19 protein-coding genes and 1 pseudogene are annotated in these 21707 nt (G+C 72.1%); 8 read left to right on the top strand and 12 right to left on the bottom strand.

The genetic code is table 11. The features are described from left to right. Positions 1 to 164 precede the first annotated feature (164 nt). The gene (locus RM788_RS47040) at positions 165 to 3155 is read left to right on the top strand and encodes a TIM-barrel domain-containing protein (RefSeq protein WP_315927535.1); all 2991 of its coding nucleotides are present in this window, start codon (positions 165 to 167) and stop codon (positions 3153 to 3155) included. Positions 3156 to 3286: 131 nt separating this feature from the next. Here the strand turns inward: RM788_RS47040 and RM788_RS47035 are convergent. Further along, positions 3287 to 3605: pseudogene (locus tag RM788_RS47035) on the bottom strand (acyltransferase family protein); the annotation flags it as partial. Positions 3606 to 3673: 68 nt separating this feature from the next. On the opposite strand from RM788_RS47035, the gene RM788_RS47030 reads away from it, so the two are divergent. Then, positions 3674 to 4351, top strand: a complete 678-nt coding sequence (locus RM788_RS47030; protein ID WP_315927533.1) for a response regulator — start codon at positions 3674 to 3676, stop codon at positions 4349 to 4351. 11 nt (positions 4352 to 4362) lie between these two features. Next, positions 4363 to 5595 (top strand): sensor histidine kinase, encoded by a 1233-nt coding sequence (locus RM788_RS47025; RefSeq protein ID WP_315927531.1) that lies wholly within the window; start codon positions 4363 to 4365, stop codon positions 5593 to 5595. Positions 5596 to 5683: 88 nt separating this feature from the next. On the opposite strand, the gene RM788_RS47020 is transcribed toward RM788_RS47025, so the two are convergent. The 3 genes from RM788_RS47020 to RM788_RS47010 all read right to left on the bottom strand — a co-directional run bounded on the left by RM788_RS47020 (position 5684) and on the right by RM788_RS47010 (position 9305). Continuing rightward, the gene (locus RM788_RS47020; protein ID WP_315927529.1) at positions 5684 to 7135 is read right to left on the bottom strand and encodes an amidase; all 1452 of its coding nucleotides are present in this window, start codon (positions 7133 to 7135) and stop codon (positions 5684 to 5686) included. A 66-nt stretch (positions 7136 to 7201) separates the two neighbouring features. Next, positions 7202 to 8209 carry an alpha/beta hydrolase gene (locus RM788_RS47015; protein WP_315927528.1) on the bottom strand — a complete coding sequence of 336 codons (1008 nt, stop codon included), beginning with the start codon at positions 8207 to 8209 and terminating at the stop codon, positions 7202 to 7204. A 28-nt stretch (positions 8210 to 8237) separates the two neighbouring features. Further along, the gene (locus tag RM788_RS47010) at positions 8238 to 9305 is read right to left on the bottom strand and encodes a serine hydrolase domain-containing protein (RefSeq protein ID WP_315927527.1); all 1068 of its coding nucleotides are present in this window, start codon (positions 9303 to 9305) and stop codon (positions 8238 to 8240) included. Between the two features lie 177 nt (positions 9306 to 9482). Between RM788_RS47010 and RM788_RS47005 the strand changes: the two genes are divergently transcribed. After that, on the top strand, positions 9483 to 10199 hold the full coding sequence (locus RM788_RS47005; RefSeq protein ID WP_315927525.1) for a TetR/AcrR family transcriptional regulator: 717 nt from the start codon (positions 9483 to 9485) through the stop codon (positions 10197 to 10199). Positions 10200 to 10287: 88 nt separating this feature from the next. Here the strand turns inward: RM788_RS47005 and RM788_RS47000 are convergent, their stop codons facing one another. After that, on the bottom strand, positions 10288 to 11766 hold the full coding sequence (locus tag RM788_RS47000; protein ID WP_315927523.1) for an amidohydrolase family protein: 1479 nt from the start codon (positions 11764 to 11766) through the stop codon (positions 10288 to 10290). A 361-nt stretch (positions 11767 to 12127) separates the two neighbouring features. Here RM788_RS47000 and RM788_RS46995 point away from each other — a divergent pair, with 361 nt between their 5' ends. Continuing rightward, complete coding sequence (locus RM788_RS46995; protein ID WP_315927522.1) at positions 12128 to 13435, top strand: M28 family metallopeptidase; 1308 nt, start codon at positions 12128 to 12130, stop codon at positions 13433 to 13435. Positions 13436 to 13508: 73 nt separating this feature from the next. Here the strand turns inward: RM788_RS46995 and RM788_RS46990 are convergent, their stop codons facing one another. Beyond that, positions 13509 to 14333, bottom strand: coding sequence for an extensin family protein (locus tag RM788_RS46990; protein ID WP_315927521.1), 825 nt, complete (start codon positions 14331 to 14333; stop codon positions 13509 to 13511). Positions 14334 to 14680: 347 nt separating this feature from the next. Here RM788_RS46990 and RM788_RS46985 point away from each other — a divergent pair, with 347 nt between their 5' ends. Then, positions 14681 to 15595: an MEDS and STAS domain-containing protein gene (locus tag RM788_RS46985; protein ID WP_315927519.1), complete on the top strand. Its 915-nt coding sequence runs from the start codon at positions 14681 to 14683 to the stop codon at positions 15593 to 15595. After that, positions 15592 to 16536 carry an anti-sigma factor RsbA family regulatory protein gene (locus RM788_RS46980; RefSeq protein WP_315927518.1) on the top strand — a complete coding sequence of 315 codons (945 nt, stop codon included), beginning with the start codon at positions 15592 to 15594 and terminating at the stop codon, positions 16534 to 16536. Before RM788_RS46985 ends, RM788_RS46980 begins: the two co-directional genes overlap by 4 nt. 26 nt (positions 16537 to 16562) lie before the next feature. On the opposite strand, the gene RM788_RS46975 is transcribed toward RM788_RS46980, so the two are convergent. The 4 genes from RM788_RS46975 to RM788_RS46960 form a co-directional block, all read right to left on the bottom strand. Next, complete coding sequence (locus RM788_RS46975) at positions 16563 to 17363, bottom strand: SDR family NAD(P)-dependent oxidoreductase (RefSeq protein WP_315927517.1); 801 nt, start codon at positions 17361 to 17363, stop codon at positions 16563 to 16565. 73 nt (positions 17364 to 17436) lie between these two features. Beyond that, entirely contained in the window at positions 17437 to 18363 is a 927-nt protein-coding gene (locus RM788_RS46970; RefSeq protein ID WP_315927514.1) for a CPBP family intramembrane glutamic endopeptidase, read from the bottom strand. 110 nt (positions 18364 to 18473) lie between these two features. Next, the gene (locus RM788_RS46965) at positions 18474 to 18914 is read right to left on the bottom strand and encodes a hypothetical protein (protein WP_315927512.1); all 441 of its coding nucleotides are present in this window, start codon (positions 18912 to 18914) and stop codon (positions 18474 to 18476) included. Positions 18915 to 19041: 127 nt separating this feature from the next. Continuing rightward, on the bottom strand, positions 19042 to 19179 hold the full coding sequence (locus tag RM788_RS46960) for a hypothetical protein (RefSeq protein WP_315927510.1): 138 nt from the start codon (positions 19177 to 19179) through the stop codon (positions 19042 to 19044). Between the two features lie 131 nt (positions 19180 to 19310). Here RM788_RS46960 and RM788_RS46955 point away from each other — a divergent pair, with 131 nt between their 5' ends. Next, positions 19311 to 19622, top strand: coding sequence for an SCP2 sterol-binding domain-containing protein (locus RM788_RS46955; protein WP_315927508.1), 312 nt, complete (start codon positions 19311 to 19313; stop codon positions 19620 to 19622). Between the two features lie 141 nt (positions 19623 to 19763). On the opposite strand, the gene RM788_RS46950 is transcribed toward RM788_RS46955, so the two are convergent. Further along, positions 19764 to 20318 carry a sugar O-acetyltransferase gene (locus RM788_RS46950; protein WP_315927506.1) on the bottom strand — a complete coding sequence of 185 codons (555 nt, stop codon included), beginning with the start codon at positions 20316 to 20318 and terminating at the stop codon, positions 19764 to 19766. Positions 20319 to 20375: 57 nt separating this feature from the next. Then, a complete protein-coding gene (locus RM788_RS46945) occupies positions 20376 to 21686 on the bottom strand; it encodes a serine hydrolase domain-containing protein (RefSeq protein ID WP_315927505.1) in 1311 nt (436 codons plus the stop codon). Between the last annotated feature and the right edge of the window lie 21 nt (positions 21687 to 21707).

Genomic DNA, 21707 nt, shown 5'->3' with positions numbered 1-21707 from the left:
TTCCGGAACCGCGATCCGTCACCCGGACGTGGGCTACCGGTCTTGTCGCAAAATGTCTGGTTTCGTTGCTTTCTGTTGACAACGTGCGGGTGCTGCCGCAAGCGTGGGGAAGTCGGTCGTCCCGCCGCCTCCCGACATCCAGCCCGGACGGCAAGGAGAAGCGGATGTCCCCAAGGCAGCCAACTCGTCGCGACTTCCTCAAGGTGGCGGGCATGACGGTCGGCACGGTCGCCGGAGTGGGCGCACAGGTGGTCCCCGCCGGCGCGTCGGCGGTCGAGACGTTGACGGACTACGGCAGCCACAGCAGCGACGGCCGCACCCTGACGGCGACGAGCACCACGGGGCAGCACCTCACCATCACCGCCTACGGCGACCACGTCGTCAGGGTGCGCGCGGTCCGCGGCGGCGAGACCCCCTTCGCCGACGACCGCTACGAGATGGTCGATCCCGCGAACCACGCGGGCATGGGCGGGACGCTGCGCGTCGTGGACGGCGGCGACAGCCTCACGATCACTACCGCGGCCGCCGACGGCGTCGAGATCGTCCTGCGGAAGAACCCCCTGCGCCTCGAGTACCGCCGCGGGAGCGACCACACCCCGCTCGCCGGGGAGGACGCCGCGCACAGCATGAGCTGGAACGGGAGCGTGGTCACGCAGGCGTTCGCGCCCGCCGCGAGCGACGAGCGCTTCGTCAAGGGCGGCCACGGCCTCTACGGGCGAGCCCCGAGGATCGACCGGACCTCCGAGGTCGTGTCGCACAACTACGGCGCCCGCGGCGACCACGCGGACCAGGCGCCGGCGATCGTGCCGCTCTACCTGTCGTCCAAGGGCTACGCGGTCTTCTTCAACACCACCTTCGACACCGCGTTCAGCTTCGGCGGCGGCGGCGGGTACGAGTTCTCCGCCGACGGCCACGGCACGACGGGCGCCCAGCCGCAGATCGACTACTTCGTCATCGAGGGCCCGGAGTTCGCGAAGCTGCTCGACCGCTACACCCGCCTGACCGGTCGGCCGCGCTTCCCGCGGATCGGCGTGTTCGGCTTGCAGCTGTCGGACAAGAACTTCCCCGGTGTGAGCGACCAGAACTGGTGGACGACCAGGATCACCGCGCTGCGGAACGCGGGTTTCCCCTTCGACGTGCAGGTGCACGACAACCGCTGGCGGGCGGGCTCCGGGAACTGGAGCGGGTCCTGGTTCGAGTTCAGCCCGGTGCGGTGGCCAGATCCCGCGGGCTTCAAGAAGTGGGCCGACGAGAACGGCGTGCTCACCACGCTGGACTACAACCGCAACAACTCCAACGAGATGGCGGGCTGGCTGGCCGGTCCCCCGCCGGGCTACAGCTTCGCCGCGGCCGACCTGACCGGCGTCAGCGACAGCGACGCCGTCCCGGACTGGAGCAACCCGGCGACCCGCGCTTGGCTCTGGCGCGTCTTCTGGACCAAGGCGCTCGACCCCGCCCTCGGCTTCCCCGGCGACGCGCTGTGGATCGACGAGCCCGACGAGATGGGCCCCATCCCGTACAACGCGCTCGCCGCCAACGGCCAGCGCTGGTCGGAACTGCGCAACGCGTTCTTCTACCACTGCCACAAGGGAATCGGCCAGGAGGGCTGGGACCGGGCCGTCGGCACCACCCGGCGCCCGTCGACCTTCACCCGCGGCGCCACCGCGGGCCAGCAGCGCCACGGCCACCTCTGGACCGGCGACATCGACTCGACCTACGCGGAGATGCGGGAGCAGATCCGGGGGATGCAGAACTCGGGCCTCGGCGGCTTCCCGTACTCCAACATCGACGCGGGCGGCTTCTTCGGCGGCGTGCTCTCCGGCGCCTTCTACCGCAACTGGGTCGCGGCCTGGGCGAGCACGTCACCGATCTGGCGGCCGCACTCGACGGGCGACACCGCGGCGCTGGGCACGGCCGCGTCCCGCTGGCCCATCGACCAGGGCGCCGCGGAGCGGGCCGATTTCCTGAAGTACAGCAAGGTCCGCTACACGTCGATGCCCTACGTCTACACCATCGCCCACGCCGCCCACGCGACCGGCATGCCGATGGCCAGGGCGATGGTGGTCGACCACCAGCACAACGCCAACGCCTATTCCCACGACCTCCAGTACATGTGGGGGCCGTCGATCGTCGTCATGCCCGTCACCACCGACGTGGACGGGGCGGTCCAGAACGTGTGGCTGCCCGCCGGGGAGACCTGGTACAACTTCTGGTCCGACGCCAGGAGCACGGGCTCGGACACCGCCGACAAGGCCTACGCCACGAGGACCGGCGAGATCATCATGTACGTCAAGGCGGGCAGCGTCCTGCCGCGGTACAAGTATGCGCAGAGCACCGCGTTCCTGGACAAGGCGCAGCTGGAGATGGACGTCTACTCCGGCAAGGACGGCTCGTTCACCGTCTACGAGGACGACGGCGTGACCGAGGAGTTCCGCGTCGGCTCCGCGGCGTCGACCACGGAACTGACCTACACCGACTCGGCGAGGCGGGTGGTGATCGGCCACCCGGTGGGCACCTACCGGGGCGCGCCGACCGCACGCCGCTACGTCGTCCGGTTCCGCGGTCTGACCGCACCCGTGGGGATGCGCGTCGGCGGCGGCGCCCCGCTGCCCGCGTTCACCGGTGAGTCGGCGGCCGTGCTCAACGGCGGCGGCCAGGTCTGGGACCCCGCGAGGAAGATCCTCTCGGTGGTGACGCCCGTGATCGCCGTGGTGACCGGCGGCGGCGTCGCGGCGACCGTGGAACCGAGCGGGGCGGCGTTCCCCGTCCCGTCGGACAGGACCGTCCACGAGGCCGAGGACGCCACCCTCGGCGGCGCGGTGATCGACTCGCGGCACGCGGGCTACACCGGCGGCGGCTACGTCGACTGCTCCAACGCCAGCGGCGACTTCGTCGAGTGGGCGGTGACCGTGCCCGCGGCCGGAACCCGCGCGCTCGGCTTCCGCTACGCCAACGGCGCGGCGACCGACCGGCCGTTGGCGATCTCGGTCGACGGCACGGCCGTCGGCACGCTGTCCTTCCCCTCCACCGGATCGTGGACGACCTGGGGAACCGCCCGCCTCACCGCCGCGCTCCCCGCCGGGAACCCGGTGAGGATCCGCGCCACCACCACCGGGTCCAACGGCGCGAACCTGGACAGCCTGATCATCGGGTGAACCACGCCCCGTCCGGCGCCCGATCACCCGCCGGTGATCAGGCGCCGGACGGGGCCGCGCCCACCACCGCGTCGCTCCGCAGTCCTTGACGCCGTGCCCGCCGGCAGGCAGCCGACCACCGTCAGCGCGGGCACGAGCAGGTGCACCGGCAGGATCCGGAAAGCGCGGCGCAGGCAGAACTCCGGCAACGACACCCGTCCGGTGCGCTGGTGTTCGCGCAGCAGCAGCGTGGTGATCGGGAAGCCGGAGAGCACGAAGAACAGGTGCGCGCCGATCCACCCCTGGAGGACGTCCGGCCCGCCGGAGTGGAACAGCGCGACCAACTGCCGCGGCCACCGCGCGCAGGCCGTCCAGGCCCGGAAAGCGCCGTGCGGCAAGGAATTCGGCGTGGGTGGGTGTTCGCGTGCCGCCCACCACCGGCAGCGCGCGTCCCGGTCGTGTCCGGGTCATGTCATGGTTTCGCCACAGACCGCGCCGACCCCGGTTCGCGGTCCGGATCCGCCCCCATACTCGCCACCGTGGCCAAAGTACTGCTGGTAGAAGACGACCGGGCCGTCCGGAACAGCCTGGAGTTCGCACTGCGCCGCCAAGGCCATGTGATGGCTTCGGCCGCCAACGGCGAAGACGGGTTGGCGCTGCTGCGGGAGGCGCCGCCGGACATCGTGGTCCTCGACCTGGTGCTGCCGGGGATCGACGGGTTCGAGGTCTGCCGGAGGGTGCGCGCGCTGGGTGACGTCCCGGTGGTCGTGCTCACCGCTCGCGGCGACGACTTCGACGTGGTCGGCGGCCTGGAAGCGGGCGCGGACGACTACGTGGTCAAGCCGGTCGAGCCGAGGGTCCTGGACGCCCGGCTGCGCGCCGTGCTCCGGCGCGGCGGGCGCGACACGACCAGGAGCGTGACGACCTTCGGCGACCTGGTGGTCGACCGGGCGGCGTTGACCGTGCGCAAGGGCGGCGTCCGGATCGGTCTGACGCCGACCGGGCTGCGGCTGCTGCTGGAGCTGTCCGGGTCGCCGGGGCAGGTGCTGTCGAGGGACCAGCTGCTGCGGTCGGTGTGGGAGCACGACCACCTCGGCGACTCGCGGCTGGTCGACGCCTGCGTCCAGCGGTTGAGGCTCAAGATCGAGGACACCCCGTCCGCGCCGGTGTTCGTGCGGACCGTCCGCGGCTTCGGCTACCGGTTCGGTCCGGTGTGAGGGCGCTCGGGTTGCGTTCGCGGTTGGTGGCCGCGTTCGTGGTGGTGGCGGTCCTCACCGCGTCGGGTGTGGCCCTGGCGGGCTACCTGATGACGCGCGCCCTCGTGTTCCAGAGCGCGGAGATCGCGCTGACCGGGGATCTGCGGGTCGACCTGTTCCGGCAGACCGCGCCCGACCACCCGCCGAACCAGGCCGAGCTGACCGAGCTGGCGGACCGGGAGGGTCGCCCGTACGCCTTCGTCGGGACCGGGTTGCGGAGCACGACGGCGAGGATTTCCGGCTACGAGGTGTACCGGGCCCAAAGCCTGGCGGCGCAGCGGGGTGTCCTCGACCGGCTGCCCGCGCTCGCGTGGATGGCGCTGCTGCTCGCGCTGGTGCCCCCGGTCCTGCTGGCGCTCCTCGCCGCGCGCGGTGTGCTGCGCCCGGTCCGGGACCTGCGGGCGGCCGCTCTCCGGGTCACCGACGGCCACCTCGACACCCGGTTGGCCGTGCGCGGCTCGGACGAGCTGACGGACCTGGCGCGGTCGTTCAACACCATGACCGCCGAACTCGAGCGGAACGTGGCCGAGCTGCGCCGGATGGAGGAGAACGCGCGCAGGTTCGTCGCCGACGTCTCCCACGAGCTGCGCACCCCGCTGACCGCCATGACGGCTGTCGCCGAGGTCCTGGACGACGAGGCGCTGGCGCTGACCGGGGACGTCGCGATCGCCGCCGGGATGGTCAGCGGCGAGACGCGCAGACTGCGGCGGCTGGTCGAGGACCTGGTCGAGATCTCCAGGTTCGACGCCGGGGTGGTCGCGCTGCGACCGGAGGCGGTGGACGTCGGCGGGATGGTGGCCTCGACGTTGCAAGCCCGCGGCTGGACAGGCCGGGTCGACACCGACCTGCCCGACGACGTCGTGTCCGAAGTGGACCGCCGCAGGCTCGACGTGGTGGTGGCGAACCTCGTCGGCAACGCCCTCCAGCACGGCGCGGCCCCGGTGACCGTCGAACTGGCGTCGTCGGCCTCCGAGGTGGTCATCACGGTGACCGATTCCGGCCCCGGCCTGCCCGACGAGGTGCTGCCGCACGTGTTCGAACGCTTCTACAAGGCCGACTCGGCGCGGGCCCGGTCGGAGGGCAGCGGATTGGGACTGGCCATCGCCTGGGAGAACGCGCACCTGCACGGCGGATCGCTGACGGCCGACAACTCCCCCGCCGGCGGCGCCCGCTTCGTGGTCCGGCTTCCGCGGGAGCGCCCATGACAAGCCCTTCAGCCCCACCGCTTCCGGGAGCGGTGGGGCTGAAGGGCTTTGGTCCGGTGGGCCTGCCGGTCGGCTGGGAGCGGTGGTGCTACCTCGGCGCCTGGAAGCCCCCGATCCTCCGCTCGAGCAGTTCGGCCAGCCGCAGCGGGGTTCGATCCTCGAACATCGGGCCGATGAGCTGCACCCCCACCGGCAGGCCATCCGGGGACAGGCCCGTCGGGATGGCGGTGGCGGGCAGGCCGGGCATGGTGGCCAGACCCGCCCAGACGAGCTGGTCGAAGTACGGGTACCCGACGCCGTCGATGTCGATCCGGCGCCCCAGCAGATCGGGGTGGTGGTCGTGCGGGAACGCGGGAGTCGGCGTGATCGGGCACACCACGGCGTCGAACTCGACGAAGAGCTGCCGCCAGCCGTGGCGGTGGAGTTCGCGGCGGTGGTCGGCCGCGATCCAGTCGCGGTGGCTGAACACCATCCCCCGCAGCCGCGCCGCGTCCAGGCTCCGGTCGTCCGCGCCCAGTGCGGCGGCGCGGGTCCGCAGCCGCTCGTAGGCCTCAACGGGAAAACGCGCGACGGAGCCCGAGAACAGCAACTGCGTGTAGAGCGTCCCGGCTTCGGCCAGATCGGGCAGCAGCGGGCTGTGCCGTTCCACGCGGGCGCCGCCGTCGACGAGCGCGTCGGCCACCCGGTTCACGCCCGCCCGCACGGCAGACCCAGTCGGGATCAGCGGATGCTCCTCGACGACCAGGACCCGGAAGTCGCCCAACCGCCGGTGGCGTGCGGGCGGCAGGGCCAGGGTGTGCGCTTTGCCCAGCGTCAGCGGGTCCGGCCCGGCCATGACGTCGAGCAGGAGCGCGAGATCGCGGGCGGTGCGCGCCATCGGGCCGACGACGGCGAGGTCGAGGTCGACCGGCAGCGCCTGCGTGGTCGGCGCGACCATGCCGCGGGTCGCCACCAGCCCGAGTGACGGCTTGTGCGCGTGGACGCCGCAGAAGTGCGCGGGGGTGCGCAGCGAACCGGCGAGGTCGGAGCCGATGGACAGCGCGCCGAATCCGGACGCCAGCGCCGCCGCCGATCCGCCGGAGGAGCCACCCGACGTGCGAGCGCGGTCCCACGGGTTGTTGGTCGTGCCGTGGATCTCGTTGAAGCTCTGGATGTCCTGCAACCCCAGGGGCACGTTGGTCTTGCCCAGCACCACCGCGCCCGCCGCCTTGAGCCGCGACACCTGCACCGCGTCCTCCGCGGGCACGTGGTCCCGGTGCTCCGGCATGCCCCAGGTCGTGGGCAGCCCGGCGACGTCGTAGGACTCCTTGACCGTCACCGGAACACCGAGCAGCGGCCGATCCTCGCCACGCGCACGCGCCTCGTCGGCACCGCGCGCCGCGGCCCGCGCGCGGTCGAAGTCCCGCACGCAGATCGCGTTGATCACCTTGTCGTCCCGCTCGATGCGGGCGATCGCCTCTTCGGTCAGTTCCACCGAGGTCACTTCACCGGCGCGCAAAGCGGCCACGAGTTCCTCGGCCGACTGGAAGTTCCACTCCATGAAATCGACCGTATCGCCCCTTGGGGGGAGCCATAAAACGCCGATTCGCGCAACGGATCGGACCCCTCAACTCGTCATGTCGCCGTCCCGCCGCGGGGCTGCGGCATCACCGACCACAGTGGACAGTCCCGGAGCCATCTCCGGTCGGACCACGTGCAGCAGCTCACGGAGGTCGCGGTTCATCGCGGCGACCGCCCGCGCGGCCGCGTCCGACAGCGTGGTCATCCCGAAGAACCCGTGCACCAGGCCGTCGAAGCAGTGCGCGGAGACCGGCACACCCGCCGCTTCCAGCCCGGCGGCGTAGGCCAGGACCTCGTCGCGCAGCAGGTCGTACTGGCCGACGCCGATCACCGCGGGCGCGAGGTCCCGGTGCGGTTCGGCGAGGACCACCGACGCACGGGGGTCGGAACGGCTCCCGGAGCCGAGGTAGTGGTCGGAGAACCACCGCTCCATCGTGGCCGTCAGGTAGTACCCCTCCGCGTTTTCGACGCGGGAGGGGTACGGGTGGTCGGAGAAGTCGGTCTTGGGGTAGGCGAGCATCTGCGCGGCCAACCGGATCGACGACCCGGCCAGGGCCGACGCGACGGCGGCGGCCAGGTTGCCGCCCGCGCTGTCGCCCGCCACGGCGAGACGCGCGGGGTCGGCCCCCAGCCGGGAGATGCCGGCCGCCGCCCACCGCGTCGCGGCGAGGGCGTCCAGCAACGGCTCGGGGAAGCGCGCCTCCGGGGCGAGGCGGTACTCCACCGACATGACGACGGCGTCCACGTCGCGGCAGATCAGCCGGCAGTGGTCGTCGTGGGAGTCGAGGTCGCCGATCACGAAGCCACCGCCGTGGAAGTACACGACCGTGGGAACGGGGTTCGCGACCACCGGACGGTAGATCCGGACGGCGAGATCCCCTGCCGGGCCGGGGATGCTCGTGTCCTCGGTGCCCGCGACCCCGATCGGGGCAGCAGGGCCCCGGCGGGCGCGGGCGTGCGCCCTGGCGGACTCCGGCGTGCCGCTGCCCAGCGCCGAGGCGCCCGCGGCTTCCAGCGCGCGGAGCACGACCGCCGTGGACGGGTCGAGTGGCATGGCGGAACCTTCCGGTCGGCGGTCGGGGCTACCGGTCGAGGTCGGCGATCAGGGCGGCGAAGATCGTCGGGACGCGCCGGTCCAGCGGCGAGCGGCTGGTGTCGCAGGTGAAGGCCGCGGCCAACCCCCGCGACGGGTCGGCCCACGCGGCGGAACCGCCGAAACCGGTGTGGCCGAAGGCGCCGGGCACCATGCCCGCCCCGCGCGCCCGCATCCCGTGGTAGCCCAACCGCCAGTCCATGGCGAGGTGGAGCGTGCCGTCCCGCCGGGTGCTCTGCACGGTGGTCGCCCGTTCCACCACCGCCCGGTCGAGGATCCCGCGCCCGTTCAGGGTGCCGCCGCCTGCCAACATCGCGTACACGGCCGCGAGCGCCCGCGCCGTGAAGAACCCGCCGATCGCGGGGACGGGGACGTCCATCGCCCGCGGGTCGCGGGTCAGCTCCTTGGAGCGGGCGGGGAGGGTGCCGGTCGGCAGCGGTCCGAACCGGAAGCGGGTGGGTGCCACGCGGTGCCGCCGCTCCGGTGGGCAGCCGATGAACAGCCCGTCCTCCACGCCGAGCGGGACGCCCAGGGCGTCGGTGACGTACCGGGCGATGGGGCGGCCGGACGCCCGCCGCACCAGTTCGCCGGTGAGCCAGCCGTAGGTGAGGGCGTGGTAGCCGTTGGCGCTGCCCGGCTCGTAGGCGGGCGCCTGCGCTTCGAGCGCGCGGACCTGGTGGTCGTAGTCGAAGACCTCGTCCAGCGATGCCGTCCGCTTCCGCATCTTCTGCAGTCCGGCGGAGTGGCCGAGCACGTGGCGGACGAGCACACCCGCTTTCCCCGCGCGGGCGAATTCTGGCCAGTACCGGGCGACGGGGGCGTCCACGTCGAGGAGCCCGTCGTCGACCAGCGCGTGCACCGCCGTGGCCATGACGCCCTTGGTGGTGCTCTGGCACATCACCAGCGTGTCCGCCGTCCACGGCCGGTCGTGGGCGTCCGAGCCGCCGTGCAGGTCGACGGCGACCTCCCCGTCGTGGTGGACGACCAGGCTCGCCCCGCCGCCGGAGCGGTCCAGCAGGTCGTGGAAGGCGTGGGTGGTCCTCGTGAAGTCAGGCATGGCGTCCCCGATCGTTCGACCGATCGGGCCGAGGCCCGTTCGCGATGCGCCAGTTGTAACGTTTGTTACAGGCAAGGTCAAGGGTCGGGTCGACATCGTCAGCGAAAAAATGCTGTGGTGCAATGGTTCTGTTTTCCAAGCCGATCGCGGTTGGGACGACCGTTACAGGAGGCTGAAGTGCCGAAGTCGACGGCGCGGTCCGAGCAGGCAGGTCGCGTCGACCTCGCGCTGCTGCCCGAGCGCGCACTCCCGCCCGGCGCCCACGGCCGTCTGCTGTGCACCGCCGTGGAGCTGTTCGCGGCCCGCGGCTACCACGGGGTCTCGGTGCGGGACCTGGCCGCGGCCATGGACGTCAAGGCGAGTTCGGTCTACGCCCACTACCCGTCCAAGGAGGAGCTGTTCCACCGCGTGGTCTCGGTGGCCAACGAGGAGATCGCCCACCGGCTGCGCGACGCCCTGCTGGCGGCCGATCCGCACCCGGCCAGGACGCTGGCCGACGTCATCGGCGCCTACGTCACCTTCCACGCCGACTACCCGTTGCTGGCCACCGTGGGGCACAACGACCTGCACGTGCTGTCGGGCCCGTCGCTGCACAAGGTCAGCCAGCTGCGCAAGCAGGCGGTCGAACTGGTCCTCTCGATCGTCGAGCGCGGCAACGCCACCGGCGACTTCGCCTGCGACAAGCCGCACCTCGCCGTCGCCGCGATCGCCGGGATGGGCATCCGGGTGGCGTCCTGGTACCGGGCGCCCGACCGGTCGTGGGACCGGCCCGCCGACGGTTACGCCGAGGTCATGGCCGACGTCATGCCCGCCTACACCGCCCGGGAACTGGCCGACGAGTACACCCGCTACGTGCTGGCCCTCGTCGGCCACCGCGACCGGGACACGTCGTGACCCGACGGCGCGGGTCAGGGCCTCCGCCACGGCATCAGCCACCGGGTCGGTGCCGACGTGACCGGGTCCGGCAGCGCGCCGGTGGTGCTCACCGGGGTTCGCCCCGCACCGCCCTGCCGGGGAACGCCGTCGTGTCGAGCACGCCGTCGCGCACCACCGGGGTGCCGCCCACCACGAGGTGCCGGACCCCGGTCGAGGGGCGCGTCGAGTCGAAGTAGGTGGCGTTGTCGGTGATCGACCCCGGCTCCAGCACGACGACGTCGGCGTCCGAGCCCGGCGCGAGCCTCCCCTTCGACCGCATCGCGGGCGCCACGTCGTCCAGAACCCTGGCCGGGAGGTAGGAGCACCGGCGGAACGCCTCCGACCACGTCCAGGTCGCCGTCTCGCGGACCATGAGGCGCAACGACTTCGCGAACGTGCCCGCCGTCCTCGGATGCGTGCTCCCACCCGCGGGCAGGGGCCACGCACGGCTCTCGCTGGTCCCGTCGGGCCACACCACCGGCATCGCGTCGCTGGCCACGATCGAGTCGGGGAACGCCAACGAGTGCAGCAGCAGCTCCCGGTCGACTACCTTCTCCTCGTCCAGGTACTCCAGGACGCACGCCGCCCCCGGATCGGTGGCGCGCAGCTCCCGCAGCCTCGCCTCGTCGGCGACCCGCTCGCCGGTCCGCAGGATCGTGATGTTCGCCGGGGTCATGCCCCACCTCGCGAGCCGCTCCGGTTCGGGGAAGTACGCGCCGATCCCGGTGCTGCCCGCACCGTAGGGGTAGGCCTCCACCGTCACCCGCGACCCGCCCGCCCGCGCCCGGTCCAGCGTCGCCAGCACCCGGTCCACGTGCCGCCGGGAGGTGCTGTTCACGTGGCAGTGGTGCATCGCGGCCCCCGTCTCGGCCGCCACCACCGCGATCTCCTCGGACCCGTCGACCGGGATCGACGGGTCCGCCTCCACGATCTCCCGCACGTGGGTGAACGTGGGCACGCCCGCGCGCGCGGCCAACCGGGCCACCGCGAGGAACTCCGCCGGATCCGAGTACGGGGCGTACCCCATCAGCACCCCGATGCCCAACCCGCCGTCGGCCAGTTCCTCCTCCAGCACACCCAGCCACCGGCCCAACTGCTCCGGTGTGGACGTCGCCTGCCACGCGGGCACCCCGAGGACGGACAGCATCCCGCCACGGCTCGCGTCGGGCTCGATCCCCGCCAGCACCCGCGCCCGCGCACCGGTCCACGACGCCGAGAACCCGTAGTTCAACGGACGCCCCTCCGCCGCCGCGTCGGCGTACCCGCGCCGCAACGGCATGAGCCCCGCCTCCAGGTCCAGGGCCGTCGTGACACCGTCCAACGCCTGCAACCGGTGCCCCGCCACGGAGTGCACGTGGCTGTGCAGGTCCACGAACCCCGGCCCGACCACGAGCCCCGCCACGTCGATCTCGGTCGCGCCCTCGACCGGCCCGATCGCGTCACCGACCGCCTCGACGCGACCGTCCCTGATGTGCACGTCCGCGACCGCGTCATGACCGGACCCCGGATCCACGACCCGACCACGACGGAAGACGACATCGGCCATGCGCCCTTGCCCCTCTCGGACTCGCCGCCCGCGAAGCACACCGCGACCGGGCCTGGAAGTCGGACACTAGTGCTCACCGAAGCCGCCGATCGCGTGCCACTCGGCGGCACGCCGATGCCTGCGCCGCGCCGACCTGTTCTCCCGCACGCCCACGGGCGTCGGCCGAGCTACCGCGCTAGCCGCTTCCCCGGCGACCGGCACTTCCAAGCTCTCCACCCGGCTTGATTTCATTCAACACTGAAGCCTCCGAGAACACCACGAAGACCTGACCCGCCGAACGCCCCACGACGAACGCCGCTACCGCTCGGCGGCCCCGACCCGCAAGCTCGAGAGGGCTTTCCCAATCCCTGCGGAGGCAGCCTTGTTCTCGAAGAAGACCACCCTGTCGCTGGCGAGCGCCCTGCTGCTCGCCGGAACCCTGCTCAGTCCGCCCGCGGCGACGGCGGCGCCCGCCGTGCTCGCGGCCCCGGACATCCCGGTGGCCGCCGTCCAAGCGCGTCTCGACGACCTCCAGGCGATCGCGACGGCCAACAGCGGCAACCGGGCGCACGGCAGGCCCGGCCACCGCGCGTCGGTCGACTACGTGAAGGCCCAGCTGGACGCGGCCGGGTTCCAGACGTCCTTGCAGCAGTTCACGTCCAGCGGCGCGACCGGGTGGAACCTGATCGCCGACTGGCCCGGCGGCGACCCGGACAGCGTCCTGATGGTCGGCGGTCACCTGGACAGCGTCACGGCCGGTCCGGGCATCAACGACAACGGCACCGGGTCCTCCGGCATCCTGGAGGTCGCGCTCACCGTTGCCGCGCAGCAGTTCCAGCCGCAGCGGCACCTGCGGTTCGGCTGGTGGGGCGCCGAGGAGCTCGGGCTGATCGGGTCCACGTTCTACGTGAACTCGTTGGCCGCGGCCGAGAAGGCGAAGATCAAGACCTACCTGAACTTCGACATGACCGGCTCGCCGAACCCCGGCTACTTCGTCTACGCGGGGGCCAGCCAGCCCGCGGGCTCCGTGGCCGTGCAGCAGATGCTGGTCGACTACTACACGTCGATCGGCGTCCAGACCGAGCTGACCGAGGTCGGCGGCCGTTCCGACCACGCCGCGTTCGCCCGCGCGGGGATCGCCACCGGCGGCACGTTCTCCGGTGCCGAGGTCGTCAAGACGGCGGCGCAGGCCGCGAAGTGGGGCGGCACCTCGGGTGTCGCGTTCGACCGCTGCTACCACCGCTCGTGCGACACGACGGCGAACATCGACGTCCCGGCGCTGGACCGCAACACCGACGCCATCGCCCACGCCCTGTGGACGCTCGCCCAGGTGCAGACCCCGCCGCCCGGCCCGAAGTTCGAGAACACCGCCGACGTGGCGATCCCCGACCTGAGCACGGTCGAGAGCCCGATCACCGTCTCCGGCGTCACGGGCAACGCCCCGGCCACCCTGGCCGTCGGCGTCGACATCACCCACACCTACCGCGGCGACCTGGTGATCGACCTGGTCGCGCCGGACGGCACCGCGTTCCGGGTCAAGACGTCCGGCAGCGACAGCGCGGACGACGTGGTCGCGACCTACCCGGTCGATGCCTCGGGCGAGGTCGCCAACGGCGTCTGGAAGCTCCGCGTCCGGGACGTCGCCGCGCAGGACACCGGCCGGATCAACGGCTGGTCGCTCCAGTTCTGACGCGACGACCGCACCGACACCCCGGCGGTGGCAGGGCCGACAGCCCTGCCACCGCCGGGGTGGACGACGCGGATCAGATGTTCTGGTTCGCGAAGCCCTTGGTCGCGATCTTCGACAACATGGCCTGCCACACCGCGGTGCTGGTGTGCGGGTCGCCCGTCACGGCCAGCGCGGTCTTGAGGCCGTTGAACGCGGTCTGCGTGTTCGGGCCCCAGATGCCGTCGACCGCGAGGCCCGAGGCGCGGAAGTTGTTGCAGGTGGCCTGCACGAACTTGGTGTCGGCCTCGGAGTCCTTGAGCACCCGGACCGGCATGCCGCCGAAGTCGGAGTGGATGTGGTCGTGGTGGTCGGCGTTGTAGAAGCCGTCGAGCACGTAGCGGAACCGGCGGCGGCACACGGCTTCCGTCGCGAAGTAGCGCTTGCGGGTCGCGGCGGTGGTCGAGGCGTGGGCCTGGTCGAGCGGCGAGATGGTGTTGCCGCCGGACCAGCGCACGTGGTCGAGGTCCATCGCGGTGCCCGCGCCGTGCTGGCCCGCCTTGTCCACGTAGAAGCCCGCGGAGACGATGTAGCTGATCGAGCCGTAGGCCGCCGACAGGGTCCGCAGGTCGCGGATCCAGGCGACGAGCGCGTCGTAGAACGGGGCGGTGACCTGCCAGTTGCGGGCGGTGGTGTTGCCGCGGTCGGAACGCCAGTAGTAGACGGGCGTGCCGTCGATCTTCTGGAACGTCATCATCGCCAGCGCGCCGACACCCGGCGCGAACTCGGACTCGCTGTGCTGGTCGTCGATCTTGGGATCGGCGCCCGCCAGCCCCGGCGCGATGACCGACAGGCCCGCGAGACCGGCCACGGCCGCCGCGCCCGTGACGAAGCCGCGCCTGGAAAGATTGTTCTCGAACACCCCAGTGACTCCTCTGTGTCCTTGGCCGGCGGGGGCAGGGGTAAGACCTGCCTCGTCAACCGGCGCGAGGGAGTCTAGGGATCTTGTTCAGCCCGCGGAACCGTGCTTGACCTGGTGTTTTCCTTTTCCTTTACCGGCTGGGCTCCCCTGTTCCGGACTCGCTCCTCCGGTACTACGATGGCGGTGCACTGCGGCGTGGCGGCAGGCGTCCGGTCACGGCGGTCCACTCGGAATCCGCTCGTGGGCCGGTCACCTGACGACACGGACGTGTGAACCGCAGTCGACGTGGGGGTGGAGCCGGTGGCATCGGCGAAGAAGGCCGTGTCCCGTACGGGCCGGACGACGTGGTGTCCACCCGCGAGGCGGCGGTGACCACGACCGGAGTCCGGGAGCGCCAGGTCGGGGACGTGGGGCTGGGCGGCCACGCGTGCCTGTCGTTCGCCGACGACGCGGAGCAGCGCAGGGTCGTCACCGAGTACCTGTCGGCGGGTGTGGCGGACGGGCACAGGGTGCTGCACTTCGCCGACCGGCAGGCGCCCGCGACCGTGCTCGGCTGGCTGGAGGCCGCCGGGGTCGACACCGGTTCGGCGGTGGCCCGAGGGCAGTTGAGCGTGGTGACCGCCGACGAGTCGTACCTCGCCTCCGGCCGGTTCAGCAGCAGTGCCATGGTCGACGCGCTGCGGCGCGAGGTCGACGCGGGCGTGGCGGCCGGTTTCGGCGGCCTCCGCGTCTGCGGGGAGATGAGCTGGGCGCTGCGGGGAATTCCCGGCGCCGAGGAACTGGACGAGTACGAACGCGCCGTCGACGCGGTGTTCCGGGAGGGGCGGGCGTCGGCGATCTGCCAGTACGACGCGCGCCTGTTCCCCCCTGACCGGCTGGACGCGCTCGACCGGTGCCACCGGCTGTCGGTGGAACAGCCGCCGCTGCACAGCAGCGCGCTGCTCAGGCTCGTTCCGGCCGTCCGGTCCGGACGGCACTGCCTGCGGGTGATCGGGATGGTCGACAACCGCACGCTGCGGCACTTCACAGCGGCACTGGGCACGGCTCGCGACTGGCCGGGGGACATCGTGGTGGACATGAGCGCGTTGAGGTTCATCGACGTCGCGGGCCTGCGCGACCTGGCGGACACCGCCGCCCACCTGGGGGGTGGGCGCAGGCTGCGGATCGAGCACCTGGCGCCCGCGCTGTGCCACGTGGTCCGACTGGTCGGCTGGGACCGCGCTCCCGGCCTGACCCTGGTCGCGGACGGAGCGACGACGTGACAAGTGCCCAGCGCACACGACGGCTGGACCACCAGGGTCTGGTGTACGGCACCGACGAGCAGTTCCTGGCGGGCACCGCGCCGTTCTGCCGGGAAGGCCTCGACCGGGACGACGTCGTCCTGGCCGTGACCACGACCGCCAACATCGGCCACCTCCGCGACAGCCTCGGCGCCGACGCCCACCGGGTCGAGTTCGTCGACTCGACCGCCTGGTACGACGCTCCCGGCCGGACCCTCGCGGCGTACCACCGCTACGTGGACGAGCGCTCGGACGGGCGGCGGCGGATCCGCATCGTCGGCGAGCCGGTGTGGCACGGCCGCGACGTCCTGGAGACCGCGGAGTGGACGCGGTACGAGTCGATCATCAACCTGGCCTTCGCCGACTCCGCCGCCTGGATCGTCTGCCCCTACGACACCAGAGCGGTGCCGGCCGCGGTCGTGGACGACGTCCGCCGCACCCACCCGGACGTGGTGACCGGGCCGCTCGCCGAACCCAGTCCGGCGTTCGTGGCCCCCGGCCTGTTCGACAGCGGGGACCACCGGTCAACGGACACCGGGCGGGACCCCGGTACCGTCCTGCGGTTCGCGGGGGACCTGGCGGCGGTGCGCGGTTTCGCCGAGACCACCGCCGCGGCGCTGGGGATGTCGCCCACCAGGATCGACGGTTTCGTCATCGCGGTCAACGAGGTCGCCACCAACACCGTCCAGCACGGCGGAGGCAGCGGGCGGATCGCCCTCCGGCGCGCGGGGGACCGGGTTGTCTGCGACATCACCGACCACGGCGCCGACCCCACCGTCGACTGGTACGCCGGTTACCTGCCACCCGATCCGGCGCACCCCCGCGGCCACGGCCTGTGGGTGGCGCGCCAGCTCTGCGACCTCCTCCAGATCCACGCCTCCGCCGACGGCACCGCGGTCCGCCTCCACCACCGCGTCACCTGACCCTCCGCACCGCACGTTCACGGAACTCAGTCGGCGGATCCGGGGCGGGCCATGAACTTGTGGATCACGGCCTTCACGGTGTCGGGCAGCACCGCGTTGGCCACTCCGCTCGCCTTCGTCGACACCGAGCCCGCGACGACCTTCCCGTCGCCCGCCTCCATCGCCTTCAGGCCCTGTCCGGCCACCTGAGCCGGGTCGTCCTTGCCCGACGTGCCGACCGCCGTGTCGTCCATGTCCGCGCGGTGGAAGAAGTCGGTCTCGGTGGGACCGGGCATCAGCGCGGTGACGGTGACACCGGAATCGCGCAACTCCTCGGCCACGGCCTCGGTGAACGACTGGAGGAACGACTTCGACGCGTTGTAGACGGCCTGGTAGGTCCCCGGCATCGTCGAGGCGATCGACGAGGTCACCAGCACCCGCCCCTCCTTGCGCGCGGCCATGTCGGTGAGCACCAGCTTGGCCAGCCGCACGGTCGAGATGACGTTCAGCTCGATGATCCCGATCTCGTCGTCCACGTCGATGTCGAGGAACGCGCCCCCGCGCCCGACGCCCGCGTTGAGCGCGGCGACCTCCAGCGGACGACCGGTGGCCCGCACCGCGTCGTGGAGGCGGGCCACACCGGCCGCGGTGCGCAGGTCGGCGCGAACCGGCAGCACCGAGGCGTCGCTCCCGGCGTCGAGCGCCGCGGCGGCGCGGTCGAGCCGCTCGTCCTCGGCGTTGACCACCAGGTCGTAGCCGTTCTCGGCGAGCTGCTTGGCCAGTTCCAGACCGATGCCGCTGGACGCGCCGGTCACCAGGGCGAGGGGACGAGTCGTCGAAGGTGTCATGAGCTGCGGATACCCCGCGGATCGAGGTCCATGCCCGGCGTCACCGCATCAGGGCCCCGACCGGCCGCGCGGCTCACGCGACGGCTCGGGTCTTCACCTCGACCGGACCGGTGACGGGCGCGGTGTAGCCCAGCTTCCCCTTCGTGGCGACGATGACGATGACGCTCAGCGTGCCGAGGCCGAGCACGGGGCCCCAGAGCAGGGTGTCGTCGGTGCCGGGGAAGAACTCGGAGAAGGCGACGGACTGGAAGTTGTTGATCGAGCAGTGCAGCAGCATGACCAGCGGCAGGCTCTGACGCCCCTTGTTGTAGACCAGGGTGATCAGGAAGCTCATCTCCATCGCCATGATGGCGAACCGCACGACCGTCACCGGGGTCACGTCGGGGCCCGCCCACGGGGTGAGGAACAGGGGCAGGTGCCAGATGATCCACAGGACGCCGAGGACGAACGTCGCGACCATCGGCTGGTGGCGCTGCTGGAGGCGGCTCAGCGCGAAGTCGCGCCAGCCCGGCTCCTCGGCGAGCCCGGTGGTGAAGAACTGGAGCACCAGCATCGGCACGTAGACCGCCAGCACCATGATCGAGGGCACCCGGACGGCCTCCTCGCCGAACGCCGCCACCGTGCCGAGCAGGACCGCGATCGGGACGGCGAGCAGCGCGAACGCGTACCACGCGACACCGGCCCGGAACTGGAACAGCCGCCTGCGCCACCGCCGCAGCCCCTCGCGGCCCTCGGTGATCGCCGTGACCGTGAACGCGGCGGTCAGCGGGCCGAGGTACGCGCCGGGCAGGATGGCGGTGAGCTGGTTGCCCACCAGGAGGTCCGGGTAGCGGAAGTGCAGGACGCCGAACCCGTCGAGCGACAGGATGTAGGGCACCCAGACCAGCCAGCTGATGCCGTTGGCGAGGGTGAAGAACGTGATCAGCGGGAAGCGCTGGACCAGCGCCTGCCAGCGGTTGGAGGGGGCGCGGCCGGAGCCGTCGGTGTGGTTCGAGGTCATGCCCAAAGGCTAGGAATGGATCTTGTGGAAATCAGTGCAGGCAAGGGGCGTCCTCATGGTGGAGTCCGCTCTACCACCGCGGGCGACGAACCCGCGCCCGACGGAACCCGTCAGCGGCGGCCGGTGGCCAGGATGACGAGGAACTGACCGCCACCCGGCTCGACGGCGGCGGTCACGGGCAGGCCCGGCGCCAACCGGGAGAACCGGTCCACCAACCAGTCGGCCGCCTCCTGCGCGTCCTTCCTGGTCGGACAGCGGCCGACCATCTCGCGGCCGCCCTTGCGCTCCAGCCGCCCGGCGACGGTGATCAGCGGCGCGGGTTCGACCACGTGCAGGCGCTCCGGCCAGGCGATGACCACCTTGACCGCGCCCTTGCGGGTGTTGCACCCGCGGTGCGCGAGCCGTTCGGCCAGCTTGGCCTTCCGGTCGGTGGTCCGGCTGTCGACGCTGGGGCCCCGCGAGTCGTTCACCGACATGTCGGGGTCGACCGGCTCGTCGCACACCCAGCAGCGCCAGCCGTCGCGTTCGGCCACGTCGTCGAGGAGACTCACCCGCGCAAACTAGCCTGCCCGACCGCCGCCCCGCGCACCGCACCCCGGCGAGGTCCACCGGCACCCCGACGAACAGGTCAGAAGGCTTGCACCGCAACGGTTTCGCCAGGAGGCTGCGCCGACCGGGTCAGGTAGTCGGGGCCGATCGGGCCTCGGTGGTGATCGAGCCCGGCACGACGGACTCGCCGCAGCCCGCGCAGACGTGCCGGACGAGCAACTCCGCGCCGCACTCGTGCCGGAAGCCGACAGCCGGTTCGTCGACCACCCACCGGTCGCCCCACTGGTAGAGGGCCAGCAGGATCGGGATCAGCTCCTGGCGAGGAACTGCGCCCCATCCCGGGTCAGCTCGGCGGGTGGGGGCTGCGACTCGAACCCGACCCGGACGTCGAACTGGAGATGCGCGGGTCCTGGGCGATGCAGGGCATGCTGGCGAGCGCCGACCACGCGCTCCTGACGGCGATCGACGCCACGGTGGAACTGCGCGTCGACTCGGAGACCATGTGGCTCCACGCGGGCGACGACGGAGTGGACCTGCGCTTCGGCCCCGCCCCGCTGAAGCCCTCCCTGACGGTGGAGTGCGACGTCGACACCTTCGTGGCGCTGTGCGCGGGAAGCCCACCGGACACGGCCGTCGCGGACGGGACCTTGGCGCTGGACGGCGACCGCGCCGTGCTCGACCGCTTCCTCCGCGCCTTCACGTCGTCCTGACCCGGTGCCACGCCGGGGGTGTCGTGCAGCTCCCGACCGGCGATCACATGACGAGCAGGAGCTTGCCGAGGGTGAGCACGCGGTCCGGGTCGCCGGTCAGTCCGATCATGGTCGGCTCTGACCCGCCCGAGCGACGACGGGTCAGAGCCCCCGGACAACCCGTGCCGGGTTGCCCGCGGCGAACACGTGGTCCGGCAGGTCGCGGATGACCACGCTGCCCGCGCCGATCACCGTGTTGTGGCCGATGGTCACGCCAGGGCAGACGATCACGCCGCCGCCGAGCCAGGTGTTGTCGCCGATCGCGATCGGGGCGGGCCGTTCCCAGCCGGCACGACGTCGTTCGTGGTCCTCCACGGGATGCAGTGCGGTGAGCAACTGCGCTCGTGAGCCGATCCGGACGTCGTCGCCGATCGTGATCGGGGCGTCGTCCATGAAGATGGCGTCGTTGTTGACGAAGCTGCCGGCGCCGATGGTGATCAGCGAGCCGTAGCTGCACTGGAAACGCGGCAGGACGGACGCGCCGGGGCCGAACCCGGCGAGCAGGTCGTCCAGGATCCGGCGGCGTTCGAGGTCGTCGTCCGCACCGGTGGCGTTGAACCGGTCGAGCGTTCGCCAACAGCGCCGCCGTTCCTCGGCCAGATCGGGTTCGTCGAGGTACCAGTCGCCCCGCAGCATCCGATCCTTCTGCTCCCCCACGCCGCCGCCCCTTCCCAGTGGTGCTCCCGAATCCCGGTCCCGCGTGCGCGGTGCGCGTCAGCCGACGCGGTAGGCGGCGGCGCCGTTGTGCAGGAAGCGGGCGCGGCCGTGCTCGTCGGAGCCGATCAGGGACCAGACCTGGTGGCCGCTCGTCTTCGGTTCGGTGGCGATGACCGCGGTGTCGTGGAGGCGGACGACCTCGACGCGGTCCTCGGGTTTGCCGAGGGAGGACTCGGCGAACGCGGTGCGGGGGCGGCGGGTCAGGAACGCGCGGTCGTGCTCGGTGCTCAGGGTGACGTCGTACAGGGTGGTGCGGTAGGTGCCGCACACGCGGTCCGCGTCGATCGGGAGGGGGTCGGCGGGCGGCACGGGTGGTGGGGTCGTCTCGACGTCGGCGAGGTCCCGGAGCACTGTGCGGAGGACCTCGTGGGCCAGCGGATCGCCGCCGGCGCTGTTGGTCAGCACGGCCACCGCCACGCCCGCCGACGGCGCGACGCGCAGGAAGGCCTTCTGCCCCTTGGAGACGCCGGTGTGGCCCACGACCCCGTCGCGGTAGAGCATCCAGCCGAGACCCCACCCCAGGACGCCGCCGCCGAAGTCGGGGACGGAGTCGAGCTGGGGTTCGCGCAGCGTCGCGAGCCCGTGGACGGTGAGGTGCGGGCGGACGAACTCCAGCAGGTCGCGTGCGCTCATCGCGAGGTGCGAGCCGCTGGGCGCGGTGCAGTAGGAGGCCGCCCACTTCGTGGTGGGGACGAGCCCGCCGTCCGCGTGGACGTGGCCGACCGCGGCGCGGTGCAGGATCGCCTCGTCCGCCGTGGTGGAAACGGTGTCGAGACCCAGCGGTGTCGCCAGCCGCTCGCGGAGCACGTCGTGGAACGGCTTGTCGCGCAACACCTCCACCAGTCTGCCGAGCAGCACGAACCCGCTGTTGGAGTACGAGAAGACCGTGCCCGGTGGGAGGAGGTGGTCGGCGTCGGCGAGGGTGGCGACGAACCTGCCGATCGCGCCGTCGTCGCGGCCGGTGTCGGTGAAGTGGTTGCCGTCGACGCCGCCGGTGTGGGTGAGCAGGTGGCGGGCGGTCAGGGACGCCGTGGCGTCCGGGTCGCCGAGCCGAAAGCCCGGCAGGTACTCGCGAACGGGGTGGTCGAGGTCCAGCACACCGTCGTCCACCAGTTGCCGGATCAGCGTGGCCGTCCAGATCTTGGTGATCGAGCCGATCTTGAACACCGAGTCGGTCGTGACCTCGACCCGTGTGCGCAGGTTCAGCACACCCGCGGCCTCGTCCTGGACCCTCCCGTCGGCCAGCACGGCGACCTGCGCGCCCGGCACGTCGTGCTCCGCGATGAGCCCACCGAGATTCCACCCCATCCCGCCAGCCTAGAGGCGGGT

This window comes from Umezawaea sp. Da 62-37 (assembly GCF_032460545.1).
In the GTDB taxonomy this organism is placed as follows: Bacteria; Actinomycetota; Actinomycetes; order Mycobacteriales; family Pseudonocardiaceae; genus Umezawaea.
The sequence above is the reverse complement of the archived record's forward strand: the minus strand, read 5'-3'. Positions and strand labels throughout refer to the sequence as shown.